The following is a 14,195-nucleotide window of genomic DNA, read 5'->3' on the forward strand; positions in this document are numbered from 1 at the left end:
TCGTGTCAGCCTACTTCAAATCCCGGTTGATCTCACTCAGCAAATACGTTTTCGGGTCGCTGAAATACTCCCAGAACATGACGCCCGCCAGTCCTTGTTGTTTCACGTAACGGCACTTCTCCTTGATGGATTGTTCGTCGTCGTAGGAGACGTAACGTTTCAGGTCGGCGTTGTAGAGGTAAGGTGCTTTGGCTTTCTTGTCCCAGTAGCGTTTGTAAGCCGGATTGGTGAGCAGGCTGTCTTTGATGAAGGTATAACCTCCCCCGCGCTCAACCTTCGCAATGGTGCGGGGCTCCTGTTTGGGGTTATCGTTTTGCAGCTGCCACGCCCGACCATAAAACGCTACGCCGAGTACGAGTTTGTTAGCCGGAACGCCCGCTTTCTTAAACAGTTCGATGTTACGTTCGCCGGACTGACCTTTATAGTCTTTGCTCGGGGTTGCCAGGTTCGTGTGATGCCCCGCCAGCGGACCGCCGGTAAAGTAGTCGTACGCCATGACGTTTACGTAGTCCATGTACTGCTGCGCCTGACCCATGTTGGTATGCGTGAAGATTTCCTCGAAACCCGGCACGGCTGTCGTAACCAGATAATCTTTGCCGGTTTGCTGCTTGAGCGCGTTCAATTGCTCCCGCAGGGATTTGAACATCAGGGTAAAGTTCTCTTTATCCTCGGGCCGGAATACGTTGTCTTCACCCTTCATGCCCGGATATTCCCAGTCAATGTCGATCCCATCCAGTTGGTACTGCCGGACGATATCCACCGCCGACGCGGCAAACGCCGTTCGTGATGTATCACTCAAAACGGCATCCGAAAAGTTTTCGCTCCAGGACCAGCCGCCAATGGAAATCAGAATTTTTAGATCCGGATTGCGCCGTTTCAGCTCGTTCAGTTTCCGGAAATTGGTCGAGTCGGTGGCGAGATTGGTCAGCGTGGCGCGGTTATGCTGCACGTTGACGAAGGCGTAGTTGATGTGCGTCAGTTTCTCGGCCGCTATATTTTCGGCGTCGACCAGCCCCCGGAAACCGCCGACGTAGGCCAGCACGATGGGTTTGGTTGTCGGCTTTGGTTTAAAACCAGCGCTGAGACCGGCAATCAGCAGGAAAACGGGAATGTAATGAAGAAGACGATGCATACAGAAAGGGGTATAGACAGGAAACCAGAAAAGCGGGTGTTTGTCCGCGCGAGTTGACTAGCGGGTTTTCTCGAAGCAAATTAGTCATAGACTAATTTGCTTCGAGAAATTCTCACCAGACCGTTATTCTAGTCTGTTCTGGTTTGTACATTTTGTCGCCGGGCTGCACGTTGAAGGCGTTGTAAAATGGCGTGAAGTTCATCAGCGGGCCGTTTACGCGCCATTTAGCCGGGGAGTGCGGATTGGTATTCACGTACATGCCCATGTAGGCGTTCCTGGTTTTGACGCGCCAGATTCGGGCTATTGAAATGAAGAACCGCTGATCGGGCGTGAAGCCGTCCAGTTTGGTCGCGCTTTTTCCTTGCTCGGTCAGCTTAAAGGCGTCGTAGGCAATGGCAACCCCGGCAATATCGGCGGTGTTTTCGCCCACGGTCAGTGCTCCTTTTACGTGTACCGAGTCCAGGACGGTAAACGTATTATACTGGTCGATCACCTGCTGGGTTCTGGCTTTAAACTTCGCATAGTCCGCTTTGGTCCACCAGTCTGTCACGTTGCCGTCTTTGTCATATTGCGCTCCCTGATCATCAAATGAGTGCGTTATTTCGTGCCCGATTACCATGCCGATGCCGCCGTAGTTCAGCGCGTCATCGGCGTTCACGTCGAAATATGGCGCTTGAAGAATGCCCGCCGGGAAAACAATTTCATTGAGCGGAGGATTGTTGTAGGCCGTTACCGTGGGCGGGGTGGTGTGCCATTCTGTTCGGTCGACTTTCTGCCCAACTTTAGCCACGTTGTAAGCGTAATCATTCTTGTTGGTCGACAGCCGGTTTTCAAAGTAAGCGTCGCGCTTTATCATCACCTTCGAATAGTCGCGCCATTTGTCCGGGTAACCGATTTTCTGGCTGAAGGCATACAGCTTTTCTTTCGCCTTTGCCTTCGTCGAATCACTCATCCAGTCCAGCTTATCGATACGGACTTCAAACGCTTTTTTGAGGTTGTCGACCAGATCGGCTATTCGTTTTCGGGCCGCTTCCGGAAAGTATTTTTTTACGTACAGCTGGGCCAGGGCATCGCCGAGCGACCGATCGACGGCTTGTGTCATTTCTTCCGCCCGGGTTTTCTTGACAGCCTGGCCGGTCAGAACTTTTGCGTAGGCAAAAGACGCATCGACAAACGGCTGACTCAGGAGATCCGCGTAGTTGGTCAGTGCCTGAGCTTTCAAATAGACTTTCCAGTTCTGGAGAGGGACGGTTGCTACCATCGCATTCAGCTTGTCATAATAGGCTGGCTGGCCGACGTTAACCGAGTCTGCTTTGACGCCCAGATCGGTCAATAAGGTAGTCCAGTTCAGAGCAGGCTGTTTCTTCGACAGGTCCGCAACGGCCAGTTTATTGTAGTTGGCCTTTACGTCCCTGAGTTCAATGTTGGTTCGGTGTGCGTCAGCCAGTTGTTTTTCAAGATCGTACGTAACGGCGGCATTTTTCTCCGCCGTAGCTGGTTCCGTCCCCGTCAGCTCGAACAGGCGGGTGAGGTAGTTTTTGTACGCGTTCTGAATAGCAACGGTAGACGAGTCGGTCTTGAAGTAATACGCTCGTTCGGGCAGACCGATGCCCGTCTGGGAAAACTGAGCGATATTGATCGTGCTCTGTTTGTCGTCGGGGCCAACGTAAAAACCGATGATAGAACCGTTGCCGGCTTTCTGCTCATCGGCCACTAATTTCAGCAACGACGCGACATCTGCTACGGCATCGATACGGGTAAGCAGGGGTTTGATGGGATCATAACCGCGCTTGTTGATCGCGGCTGTGTCCATGCCGGACGCGTAAAAATCGCCCACCTGTTGTTCAAGGCTTCCCGCTCGGTTCTTTCCTGTCGAAACGCTGTCCAAAATCCCCTGCAACCGGATGCGCTGCGGGTAATTCATGAAGGAGTAAGCCCCCACGCCGGTTTGACTGGGTGGTATCTGGGCCGTATCGTTCCAGATGCCGTTGGCGTAGGTGAAAAAATCATCGCCGGGCTTTTTAGAAGCATCAATTCCGGTGATGACAACGCGCTTCGTTGTCGGCATGGACGGTCGCTGACAGGCACCTGCTAACAGCAGGGCCAGCGAGAAGTAGACCAGTTTTTTCATCGTTTGTGTTTGGGTACTCGTCAAGATACACCGACTAATTTACATCGGGCCAAAATGATCTAATTTAAATTGATCGAGCGACGAATTGTGCCAGCGCTACTTATCCCGGCGCCACTGCTTAAGCCAGTCGCGCAGCAGAATGTGTAAAGGCGGGTACGTATGGCTCTGCTCTTGACCCGCCGAACTGATTTCTTTTCCTAACTCGACCGGAATGGCGCGGGATTTACTGGTGGCTAGTAACTGCGAGGTGTAGAGGCTTTGGTGCCCCGACATCAGGAAGCTGATGACACAGGAAACGGCCGCGTAAGGCGCTACTGTCGCCCCAAACAGTTCAATGGCCAGCACGCTGGTCGCAATAGGCGAATTAGTTGCCCCGGCCAGCAGGCTCACAAAGCCGATAGCCGCAAACGTCGCCCGATCGGCCCCGACCAGGTCCGCGTAAAAACTACCCGCCGTGGCGCCAATGAACAGAATCGGCGTAATGACACTACCAATCCGGCTGATGCTTAACGTAATGATGGTAAACAGCGCTTTCAGCAGAAAAGCGTACCATAGTACCGGCACGCCCCGGATGGTATCTTCCATCAGGTTGAGGCCCAGTCCCAGGTAATCGCGGGAGAATAGCAGCGTAAGACCCACTAACACCAAGCCGCCAACCAATCCTTTCAGCGGTCGCCAGATCGGAATCCGGGCCGTCAGGGCGGTGCTGCGACGAATGGTGCGAAGCAGGGCAAAAGCGCACAAACCAAAGAAAATGCCACCGGCCAGCAACCGAATAAAGAACCCTTCTTCAAAAGCCGGGACGAAATCCAGTGGGTAGTAGAAGAACGTAATGCCCAGCGCCGAAGACACCTGATAAGCCGTGATGGACGCGACAAAAGCGGGTAGGAGTACGTCGTACATGATGATGCCCACCGCTAGGATTTCAATGCCGAACAGCGCTCCGGCCAGTGGGGCACCAAAAACGCAGGCGAAACCAGCACAGAAACCACAGAGGACCATTTTTCGGCGATCCACATCGTCGACGCGCAGCAGCGTCGCGATGACACTACCGATTCCTGCACCAATCTGCGCGCATGGGCTTTCTTTCCCGGCCGAGCCTCCCGTTCCCAGGATCAGCGATACGTTAATGACTTTGGTGGGAATGAATGTTCCATCGATTTTACCGTAATTTTTGTTGATGGCCGAAATCAGCGCATCGGTGCCCAGGTGTCGTTTCAGTACGAACTGGCTGAGCAGGTTGGCGGTAAAAAAACTAAGCGGCAACAGGTAAAACACGTTTTCGTGCTGATTGCCCAGTTCAATGATGTGGTGAATGAACAGGATAAAGGCCGAAGCGGCCCCGCCCACAAGCACACCAATGACTGTTGAAATGATCAGCCATTTCAGGACCGAAAAAAAGAGAATCAGTTCGTCGTTCAGGCGCATAGGTAGAAAAGTTACCAGCTGATGTGAATCCGATCACCCGCTTTTAAGTGTTGCCAGGCCGGAGTCTCAGCCCGTAATTGTGTTGTCTTCGTTTCCAGCACCCACTGGCCAGTCGGCTGGTCAAAATATAATCGTTCGATTCGTTCGCCATTTGCGGGCCCCGTTACGTCGACTGGCGATTCGGCCTGAATCCGGCCCTGATCGAGCCGAATGATCCGGTCGGCGAGCGACTGAACATCGGCCATGTGATGGCTAACCAGTAGGGTCGTCGTACCCCACCGCTGGTGGAGATCGAGCAGTACGCGCTGAAGCGTCTGGGAGGAGGCCGAATCCAGCGCTGCGAATGGCTCGTCCAGCAGGAGCAACTGCGGCCGACGAACCAGCGCCCGAGCCAACGCTACCCGTTGTCGCTGTCCGCCCGATAAGCGGCCTGGCTTCTGATCAATAAACGGCAGTAATCCGGTCTGGTCGATTAATTCTGCAACAAATGACTGCTGGCTAGGTGGCGTAACGAACTGAATATTCTCGCGAACGGTCATATTCGGAAACAGGGCGGAGTCCTGAAAAACGTACCCCACGGACCGGTCCTGCGGCCGTCGGTTGATACGTTGCTGGGTGTCCAGCCAGATCTGCTCGCCGACAGTAATACGTCCTTGCGTAGGCGTTTCCAGCCCCGCCAACAGCCGCAAAATCGTCGTCTTGCCCGAACCTGATGGACCAATCAGCGCCGTTAGGTTACCCGTCGGTAGTGTTAACTGGACGTGCAGGTTACCGGCACCTTCTGCGAACAGGCGGGGGAGCGTCAAATCGGCCTGAATCATACCGTAACGCGCTTGTTGATGCTGTAGACCAGCAATAAAATAATAAACGAAAGCCCCAGCAGCAGCACAGCATACGCGTGAGCCGTATCAAAATGCAGCAGTTCAACCTCGTCGTAAATCGCAATGGAAGCGACCCGCGTCTGACCGGGTAGATTACCGCCAATCATCAATACCAACCCAAACTCGCCAATGGTGTGGGCAAACGAAAGAACAACACCGGTCAATAAGGCCGGTTTACAATTGGGAAGTAGTACCCGCCAGAAGGTACGAATGGGGGATTGTCCCAACGTATAAGCAGCTTCGCGCCAGGATGTCGGTAAGTTTTCCAGGCCCGCCTGAATGGGGTGCACCATAAATGGGAGGCTATACAGCAGAGAAGCTACCACAAGCCCCTCGAAGGAAAAGACGAGTTGCAGATTCAGGTGCGTTAGCAGCCAGGCTCCCAACGCGCTGGTTGGGCTAAATGCCAGCAGCAAATAAAACCCAACGACGGACGGGGGCAGCACGAGCGGCAGGCTGATCAAGGCTTCGATCACAGATTTACCCCTAAACTGATTCAGGGCCAGGCCACCCGCCAGCGGAACACCGATGACAAACAGCACCAGAGTTGTGATACTGGCTAGCCGCAGCGTAAGCCAGATGGGTTCCCAGTCAATGGGCATACAGAGCAACTAGGATGCAGCGCGGATAGTAATTGCCTGCATCATCACAAAGTACGGGCTCGAAGCGCAGACTGCAAAAGAGCTGATCATGCCGCGTCGGGAATATGATTGGAAGAAAAGACAGCTATTAACTTGACCAGCTGAAGTCGAACTCATAAAAAAAAGCCTTACATAATCACGTAAGGCTTCCGCATTGGCACTCGATTTATGTTAGAGAGGAGTCAGTTGGCGGTACGCGTACTTGATTTATTAGCTGGGCTTTTTCTGAAGAGATTGTCTAGCGGAGGCAGTAAAGGACTACTCGTGCCAGTTCGACAGCCATGGTGGCTGCAACCGAAAGAACGATGCTCCAGGTAATTAGATTTGTAATATCAATGGAGCCTGTGCGTGATGATGTCATGGTGATCTAGGTTTAAAATACAACGGTAAGTGGTCAAAAATAAGTGAAAGTATTTAGGTAGATAATGCAACTAATTAAATTAATTATATTTTAATTTTCTATGATATCGTCTATGATATATAGATTTTGTCTATAGATGCTCGCTGGTCGGGTATACAAAATAGTGAAGATGTATACGAGTCATGTCAAGTGATTTTGTGTCTGGAACGTTTACCTTCGTGTTCGCTCTGGATGAAGCGGCTAGCAAACACCATGTCAAAAGTTATTCTGATAACCGGAGCCTCTACCGGGCTAGGTGAACATATCGCCAGTTACTTGGCCAAGCAGGGACATACCGTGTACGGTACATCTCGCAGTATCGAACAGCTTACTAAACCATTCCATACGCTGAACATGGATGTGTGTAGTGAGGCAAGCATTCAGGGAGCGGTGCAGCGTATTTTGACAGAGCAGAGTCGTCTGGACGTCCTCATCAATAACGCTGGATTAGGAATTGCCGCCCCGGTCGAGTCGCTGTCAATTGACGATGTACAGCGTGTTTTTGATACCAACGTGGTTGGCGTGATTCGTACCATTCAGGCGGTACTGCCCGGTATGCGGGCGCAGAAAGCTGGATTAATTATTAACATCAGCTCGATTGCGGCTGAGGCTGGACTACCTTACCGGGGTGCGTATAGCGCCAGCAAAGCGGCCGTTGATCGACTTACGGAAGCCCTAAGACTGGAACTGGCTCCGTTTGGCGTACAGGCTTGTTACGTGCAGCCCGGCGGCACCCGAACGGATATCAACAAAAACCGCTTGAAGGTGTCGCTCCCCGCCGACAGCGTTTACAAAAAGACGTTTGATCGGACGTACGAACTGATTGACGAAAGTGTGAGCCAGGGCATCGAGCCAGACGTGTTTGGCCCACTAATCGAAAAAATTATTCAATCACAAAAGGTTGAACGGGCGTACCGCGTTGGCAAGCCCCTGGAAAAATTCTCTGTCGTCCTGAAACGCTTATTGCCTACTGGTATGTACGAAAAAATGATCCGCAAGCATTACGAAATGTAGTTCGCACTGGTCGTTGCCTAAACAAGCAGAATGAATAGACTATTGAGCTTATCCATTCTGCTTGTTTAGGTAATGCTATTTCATGCATGAGAATATTCATGCCGTTACCAGACAAGTTCTTGACAGTAGGCTAAACCAGCTTTTAATGAGCACGCATACGGAGGAATTAGGAGAGGAGATATCTTTTAACTGCTCGCCTGAAATCTTACAGATAATACTTTTTAATTAGCCGCATAGCCGAGCGTTCGTCCGGCGCACAGGGCTGACAGAACGTACCAATACCATTGACAGGGCCCTCGTACTGCCAGGAGAAACGCTTAACATACTTACCGGGCCGGTCGGTAATCATCAGCGTGATGTCCAGCGGAACGGCGTACAAGGTGACGCCATTGGGAAGCCCCAGCTTAAAGGCGGGTTTGCCATTCAGGCTGCTTTTCCCCAGGTAGTTTATTTTGGCTTCTTTGCGGTCGCGCCCGTACACGTACGAGATGGTGGATACCGTATTGTTTCGAACCCAGAATGAGAATTCTTCGTACCCGTCGGTGCCGGGTTTGCCGGTTGAGTAATTCGCGACTTGACCCGGCTGGGCCTGACCCGGCTGGACCATTGCTACCGAGCTAATCAGCAGAAAAAAGGCGAAGATCGTTTTCATAACAGTCGATTGATATGGAATAACTGACAGAAATTAATCAGTATAACCGAAGTCATTAATTTTTGTCACTAGCGGAGCGAACGTTCATTCTGCATTGCTCCCGCTTTTCTACATCACGTACATGATGAAACGACGACTGTACAAAAAACTAGCGGGCCTTTTCATTCTTTCACTGCTTGGTTTGTCAAGCGTGATCGGCCAGCCCAAGCCACCGATTCCGTTACAGCATATCGTTTTCAAGGACAACGTGCTGCCCAGTTTCATCCAGATGTTTGCCGCCAGAAAAAATACGGCTGTGCGAGTGAACCTACGGGAGGCAGAAGAAGGATATATCTGCCATCTATCGGATGTACCTTTTCTCAACAATATTATTGACCATCCACCAACGCGCTGGGCTGTCTGGAAGGGCATTGTCGTAATTGTTGAATCAGCCGCGCGGACAGACTCGATTTTGTACATAACGGATACTGCACCGGTTGCGAATCTGATCAGCTATGCGGAACCGTTTATGGAGAAATATCAATCCGTCACTGACCTTGGAAACGGGCTGCAGATGATGGAGATCATAGTCGTTCATGGAGGCTTAGAGTGGCAGTTCAGGGTGAAAAACGGTCAGGAGGAATGGTCCCGGAACAATCGTGGGTTCGATTCACGAGATATACCCCCCTTGCCTTCGACCAACGATTGATCGAGCCAATAGCAGGAAAGCCCGGCTCTCTACATAGAGAGCCGGGCTTTCCTGTTTGGTTAATCTCTATCTAGGTCTTCAGGCTAATCTTTTTAGAAGCTTCGCGAAGAGGTGAATCGGCCATTTTCGCTATTTACCACCCCTAGCCCCTCCTGTTTTAGGAGGGGGACAAGCAAAAGTGGCCTTTTAACATCCCCCTCCTAATTTTCTAACAGTCCGCCGTAGCGGGAGGGGGCAGGGGTGGTCAGAACATCCGCTCAATACCCCTGATTCTGCGGGAACGTGGTTGAATTATTGTACACGTCAATTTCAGACTGCGGAATGGGGTAAAGGACCCGGTAGGCAGGCATGGTGATGCCCGTTACTTTGATGGCTTCGACGGCGGTGCCCGTCCGGACAAGATCGAACCAGCGGTCGCTTTCGAGGGCTAGCTCCAGCCTACGCTCGGCGATAACCGCCGTCTGGAAGGCTTCCTTAGTAGCCAGCTGGGCGCTGGTATACGTAGCGACACCCGCCCGCGTCCGAACCCGGTTCAAGGCAGCGAAGGCATCGCCGTTGGCCTGGTACCCAACCTGGTTCAGGGCTTCGGCATAGAGTAGCAGCACATCCGCGTAACGTAGAACAGGAAAGTCGTTACCCACGTCGTTGGTCGAAGACAGCTCGTCATAGAACTTTCGAGGGACGGCGTTGATGCTGCTTGGCACTGGCACCTGAACGGTGAGTGGTAACCGCTTGTCACCAGCCGGGTAAGCAGCCCGTAGCGACGGCTCGATGTTGTCGCCGATGCTGGTGCCAAACCAGGAACCGTGCCCTTCGCCCAGCAAACCACCTTTCCGGTACTTCACCGCAAACAGCAGCTCGGCGTTGTTCTTGTTCGATACGGCAAAGACATCAGCCACGTTCGGTAATAGCTGATAGCGCGTGCCCGTAACCAGTTCGCGCAACGTCGATACGGCTAGGTCGTATTTCTTTTCCGTTACGTATACTTTTCCCAGCAAGCCGCGCGCCGATCCCGACGTGGCCCGACCAATATCGTTGCCGGTATAACTGGCAGGCAACCCCGCTATTGCCGCCGTCAGATCCGCTTCGATGGCGGCATAAATGGCGGTCACTTCGTTGCGGGTATAGGAACGTGCGTCGTTGGTCGTGCCAGCGGTCAGAACAAGCGGGACCTTGCCCCACAACCGGACCAGATTGAAATACGACAGCGCCCGGATGAACTGAGCTTCACCTTTGTAGCGCGCCTTAAGCATAGCGTCCATCGTTACGGCGTCGATCTTGTCCAGAATCAGGTTGCAGCGGTTGATGCCCGTGTACAGACTGCCCCAACTGTCGCGTAGAACGGTGTTGGTCGTTGGTTCGATAAACCGGTCGATGTTGTACCGGAGTCCTGAGCCCGATGAGGGATCGTTGTCCAGGACGTTGTCGCTACGAGCTTCGATAATCGTGTTGAACTCGCTACCGTACTGGCTGGGGTTCTGGATGGCGTCATAAGCACCGTTGACGGCGTTGTTGAAGTCGCTGGGCGTCCTGTAGAAATTATCGACGTTGGGCTGCGACAGGGGCGACAGATCGAGGAAGTCCTTGCGGCAGGCGGTTAGCAGAAGCGTACCAACGAGCGAAAGAATAACAGAGCGAAAGAGCGCTACGTTAGTTACTGACTGAAAGCGTGTTTTTTTCATGGCGTTGGGTGGTTTAGAAAGAAAGGTTAAGACCAACTGACATGGTGCGGGGTAGGGGATACGTACCGTAATCCTCTCCCGACGACAGAGCGCTGTCGGGGCGGCTGTTTACCTCCGGGTTGTAGCCCAGATACTTCGTAAAGGTGAACAGGTTCTGCCCCGTTACGTAGATGCGCGCCCGGTTCATGCGCCAGCGCTGCATGAGGGTCGATGGAATGGTGTAGCCCAGCGTGAGCGTACGAATACGAACGTAAGAACCATCTTCGATGTGCCAGGTTGAGATTTCGCCGTTCGAGCCCGACGCCAGTCGGTTGGCCCGGTTTACGATACCATTGCCCGGATTTTCGGGCGACTGCCAGCGGTCGAGCGCACCCCGGAACAGATTGCCGTTGCCTTCCATGTTGTAGATGTACCGACGAATCAGGTTCATGATCTTGTGCCCCTGTACGCCCTGTACCGCAACACCCAAATCGAAACCCCGGTAGGCCAGGTTGCTGTTGAAACCAAAAGTGAATTTCGGGAAATAGCTGCCCGTGATGGCCCGGTCGCGGTTGAAATCGATCGTTCCGTTACCATCGGTATCCCGGAATTTGAAATCACCGGGGCGGGTTGTCGATACGTGTGGGTAGGCGTCAATTTCTGCCTGGTTCTTGAACACACCGTCGTTGATCATGGTGTAATATTCGCCGATAGGTCGACCAATCTGCGTAATGAACTGCGCGCCCGCTACACCACCGGCCGTGATGATCGGATCACCGGCGGGGCCAAGTGCCTTAACGCGGTTGCGGTTGCTGGCGAAGTTCAGGCTACCGTCCCAGGTTAGTTTGCCGAACGTTTGCCGGGTCCCCAGCGTAAATTCAATTCCTTTGTTGTTCACCTTGCCGATATTCTGCAATTCGGTGCTGAAGCCCGACGCGCGGGGGACCGGTACGTTCAGCAACAGGTCCGACGTATTGGCATCGTAATAGTCGACCGTCAGATTCAGGCGATTGCGCCAGAAACTAACGTCGAAACCTACGTCGAGCATGGCCGTTTTTTCCCAGCGCAGGCGGTCATTCGCGGAGTTGCCCGGTGCCAGCCCGCTAACAATGGTTTCGGCACCGAGAATGTAGTTCTGGTAGTTCAGCAAACTCACCGATCCGTAGTTCGGAATCTGGAAGTTACCCGTCAGGCCGTAGCTGGCCCGCAGTTTCAGATCACTCAACCAGGTCGATGACTTCAGAAACGACTCCTGCGAAACGTTCCAGCCCGCCGACACCGACGGGAAATAACCCCAGCGGTTGTCGCGTCCGAAGCGGGAGGAACCATCCGCCCGAACCGCGCCCGAGAACAGATACTTGCCGTTGTAATCGTACTGCACCCGACCCAGGTACGACAGCAGCGACCACTCCTGAATGTCGGAGCTACCCGATGATACCTGCCCCGCATTCAGCGTATAGACCAGATCATTCGGAAAGTTGGTCGCCGTCAGTTCGTTGGCGATGCGTCGATCTTTCTGGGACGTGAAACCGGCCAGCGCCGATACGTTATGCGCCCCAAACGAGCGATTGTAATTCAGTGTGTTCTCAACCAGCCAGTTCACGAAGTTCTGCGCCCGCGAGAAACCCGTTGGCGTCGAAGGTCCTTTACGATCCCGGATTTCGAGCGTCGATGGCCGATAGTAGTCCCGCTGGAAGCTGTTGACATCCGTGCCCAGGTTAAGCCGGTATGACAGTCCATCGATGATTTCGTACTGCGCATACGTATTGCCCAGTATCCGGATCTGGCTCAGCTTGTCAGACACTTGGTTGGCGATGGCCACCGGGTTCAGAATCGACGTAGCACCGTAACCCCAGGCGTTGCCACCAAAATTGTACGAGCCGTCGGCGTTGGTTACCGGCCAGATCGGCGCGAGTTGCAGCGCAAGACCAACTACACCTTCGCCTAAGTACGGCCCTTCGGCTTTGACCAGATCATGGTAGCCGTACGTCGGATTGAGGTTTGCGCCAACCGTCAGCCGTCCCGTTTTGATTTCGACGTTGGCGCGGGCGCTGTAGCGTTTGTAGCCCGAACTGATCACTACGCCCCGTTGATTGAGGTAGTTGCCTGATACGTAAAATTTGAAGTTGTCTTTACCACCGGAAATGGACAGCGTGTGGTTCTGAATGGGTGCCGACCGGAAAATGGCGTCCTGCCAGTCGGTATTCGTCAGGCCCGGCGTGGATGCGCCAGGCTGTCCGATCAGATATGGTACAATCTCGGGCTGAATCAGCGTGCTGGGGGCCCCCACGCCCCGGTTACGAATGTCATTTGAGTCGGTGATCTTACCGGTTGGATTGCGATCGAGGTAAGCGTTATTTTTCGCTTCATAGCTTAACTGAGCGTATTCGTAGGCGTTGAGCAGATCGATCTTTTTCGAGACCTGCTGCACGCCCACGTACGTATCGTAGTTCACCAGTGTCTTGCCTTCCTTACCCCGTTTAGTGGTTAGCAGCACTACGCCGTTGGAGCCCCGCGAGCCGTAGATAGCCGCTGCCGACGCGTCCTTGAGTACTTCAATGCTCTCGATATCGTCGGTGTTGAGCGTGCTCAGGACGTTGATCGGGTTATCGGGAAACTGCGTGCTGGTGCTGCCGGTGGCAAACTTCGTATCGCGCGAGAGAGGAATTCCGTCGACAACGTAGAGCGGGTCATTACCCGCACTGATGGAGCCCGTTCCACGCACCCGCACCGACAGGGCGGCCCCGGGTGCCCCCGAGGTCTGGGTTACCTGCACCCCGGCAATCTTAGCGGCCAGTGCCTGGTCGAAGCTGGGCACCGGCTGATTCGCCAGGTCTTTCGACCGGACCGAGCCAATGGACGTCGTGATGTCGCGTCGATTCTGTACCCCGTAGCCCACCACGACGACTTCGCTCAGGGCATTGTCAGTAGCGGTGAGTTTCGCGTCGACTACGCTACGATTGCCGACCGTGATTTCGGCCGGCTGATAGCCGATGAATGAGAACACCAGTACCGTACCGCCCGCGGGCAGATTGAGCTGGTATTTGCCGGCGGCATCGGTAGTGGCTCCCACGGAGGTGCCTTTAACCTGAACCGTTGTGCCGGCGAGCTTCTCGCCGTTGGCAGCATCGGTGACGGTACCCGTGATGAGCGTCTGCGCCCAACTGGCCTGCGCCAGAAGAAGCAGCAAGCCCAGACCGGCCCAGTGCCGGATGCCATGCCGGATCTGTTTACGTAGTGGTACAAGCATACTGATTGAGTTAACTGGTGAAATGGAGCTGATTGCCTGATTGGCAAATTTTCTACTGACAAAGCCAGCGATACAATATTACGTGCTAGACTACCAAAGAATTAAAAAATTTTAATATATAATTGACGTTCGTCGTCTGGGCGGGATTAGCTAAATCATTTTAGTGCGCCATAGCAGTCCTCCGTGCAGACGTCGGCTGACTTGGCATGACAAGTTAAATTGGGTCTGATGGGGGTGCTGAAGCTGAAAAGTACCATATCAATTAATTGATCGTGGCGCCAGCGATGCTGGGAACGTAACAATAAGGCTTGTTTTAT

At 53.3% G+C, this 14,195-nt stretch carries 11 protein-coding genes; 2 read left to right on the forward strand and 9 right to left on the reverse strand.

The annotated features are described in order from the left end of the window. Window positions 1-10: 10 nt before the first annotated feature. The 6 genes from ACYVAD_RS08625 to ACYVAD_RS08650 form a co-directional block, all read right to left on the reverse strand. Window positions 11-1,132: a glycoside hydrolase family 18 protein gene (locus ACYVAD_RS08625; RefSeq protein WP_461139092.1), complete on the reverse strand. Its 1,122-nt coding sequence runs from the start codon at window positions 1,130-1,132 to the stop codon at window positions 11-13. A gap of 112 nt (window positions 1,133-1,244) precedes the next feature. Further along, on the reverse strand, window positions 1,245-3,263 hold the full coding sequence (locus ACYVAD_RS08630) for a M13 family metallopeptidase (protein WP_461139093.1): 2,019 nt from the start codon (window positions 3,261-3,263) through the stop codon (window positions 1,245-1,247). 96 nt (window positions 3,264-3,359) lie between these two features. Continuing rightward, window positions 3,360-4,691, reverse strand: a complete 1,332-nt coding sequence (locus ACYVAD_RS08635; RefSeq protein WP_461139094.1) for a chloride channel protein — start codon at window positions 4,689-4,691, stop codon at window positions 3,360-3,362. 11 nt (window positions 4,692-4,702) lie between these two features. Beyond that, window positions 4,703-5,512, reverse strand: coding sequence for a sulfate/molybdate ABC transporter ATP-binding protein (locus ACYVAD_RS08640; RefSeq protein WP_461139095.1), 810 nt, complete (start codon window positions 5,510-5,512; stop codon window positions 4,703-4,705). Beyond that, window positions 5,509-6,174, reverse strand: coding sequence for a molybdate ABC transporter permease subunit (modB, locus tag ACYVAD_RS08645; RefSeq protein ID WP_461139096.1), 666 nt, complete (start codon window positions 6,172-6,174; stop codon window positions 5,509-5,511). Before modB ends, ACYVAD_RS08640 begins: the two co-directional genes overlap by 4 nt. Before the next feature lie 277 nt (window positions 6,175-6,451). Further along, window positions 6,452-6,574, reverse strand: a complete 123-nt coding sequence (locus tag ACYVAD_RS08650) for a hypothetical protein (RefSeq protein ID WP_461139097.1) — start codon at window positions 6,572-6,574, stop codon at window positions 6,452-6,454. A gap of 252 nt (window positions 6,575-6,826) precedes the next feature. Between ACYVAD_RS08650 and ACYVAD_RS08655 the strand changes: the two genes are divergently transcribed. Then, window positions 6,827-7,627: an SDR family oxidoreductase gene (locus tag ACYVAD_RS08655; protein ID WP_461139098.1), complete on the forward strand. Its 801-nt coding sequence runs from the start codon at window positions 6,827-6,829 to the stop codon at window positions 7,625-7,627. Between the two features lie 205 nt (window positions 7,628-7,832). Here the strand turns inward: ACYVAD_RS08655 and ACYVAD_RS08660 are convergent, their stop codons facing one another. Next, window positions 7,833-8,279: a hypothetical protein gene (locus ACYVAD_RS08660; RefSeq protein WP_461139099.1), complete on the reverse strand. Its 447-nt coding sequence runs from the start codon at window positions 8,277-8,279 to the stop codon at window positions 7,833-7,835. A gap of 121 nt (window positions 8,280-8,400) precedes the next feature. Here ACYVAD_RS08660 and ACYVAD_RS08665 point away from each other — a divergent pair, with 121 nt between their 5' ends. Further along, window positions 8,401-8,967 carry a hypothetical protein gene (locus ACYVAD_RS08665; protein WP_461139100.1) on the forward strand — a complete coding sequence of 189 codons (567 nt, stop codon included), beginning with the start codon at window positions 8,401-8,403 and terminating at the stop codon, window positions 8,965-8,967. 257 nt (window positions 8,968-9,224) lie between these two features. Here ACYVAD_RS08665 and ACYVAD_RS08670 read toward each other — a convergent pair whose 3' ends face one another. Together ACYVAD_RS08670 and ACYVAD_RS08675 are read right to left on the reverse strand one after the other, a co-directional pair. Beyond that, window positions 9,225-10,649 carry a RagB/SusD family nutrient uptake outer membrane protein gene (locus ACYVAD_RS08670; RefSeq protein ID WP_461139101.1) on the reverse strand — a complete coding sequence of 475 codons (1,425 nt, stop codon included), beginning with the start codon at window positions 10,647-10,649 and terminating at the stop codon, window positions 9,225-9,227. A 13-nt stretch (window positions 10,650-10,662) separates the two neighbouring features. Then, a complete protein-coding gene (locus tag ACYVAD_RS08675; protein ID WP_461139102.1) occupies window positions 10,663-13,878 on the reverse strand; it encodes a SusC/RagA family TonB-linked outer membrane protein in 3,216 nt (1,071 codons plus the stop codon). Window positions 13,879-14,195 lie beyond the last annotated feature (317 nt).

This window comes from Spirosoma pomorum (genome assembly GCF_054776615.1).

Coding starts and splice junctions, on each gene's coding strand:
- ACYVAD_RS08650 (WP_461139097.1), bottom strand. CDS start 6,574: ATGACATCATCACGCACAGGCTCCATTGATATTACAAATCTAATTACC.
- ACYVAD_RS08630 (WP_461139093.1), bottom strand. CDS start 3,263: ATGAAAAAACTGGTCTACTTCTCGCTGGCCCTGCTGTTAGCAGGTGCC.
- ACYVAD_RS08655 (WP_461139098.1), top strand. CDS start 6,827: ATGTCAAAAGTTATTCTGATAACCGGAGCCTCTACCGGGCTAGGTGAA.
- modB (WP_461139096.1), bottom strand. CDS start 6,174: ATGCCCATTGACTGGGAACCCATCTGGCTTACGCTGCGGCTAGCCAGT.
- ACYVAD_RS08640 (WP_461139095.1), bottom strand. CDS start 5,512: ATGATTCAGGCCGATTTGACGCTCCCCCGCCTGTTCGCAGAAGGTGCC.
- ACYVAD_RS08675 (WP_461139102.1), bottom strand. CDS start 13,878: ATGCTTGTACCACTACGTAAACAGATCCGGCATGGCATCCGGCACTGG.
- ACYVAD_RS08665 (WP_461139100.1), top strand. CDS start 8,401: ATGATGAAACGACGACTGTACAAAAAACTAGCGGGCCTTTTCATTCTT.
- ACYVAD_RS08635 (WP_461139094.1), bottom strand. CDS start 4,691: ATGCGCCTGAACGACGAACTGATTCTCTTTTTTTCGGTCCTGAAATGG.
- ACYVAD_RS08670 (WP_461139101.1), bottom strand. CDS start 10,649: ATGAAAAAAACACGCTTTCAGTCAGTAACTAACGTAGCGCTCTTTCGC.
- ACYVAD_RS08660 (WP_461139099.1), bottom strand. CDS start 8,279: ATGAAAACGATCTTCGCCTTTTTTCTGCTGATTAGCTCGGTAGCAATG.
- ACYVAD_RS08625 (WP_461139092.1), bottom strand. CDS start 1,132: ATGCATCGTCTTCTTCATTACATTCCCGTTTTCCTGCTGATTGCCGGT.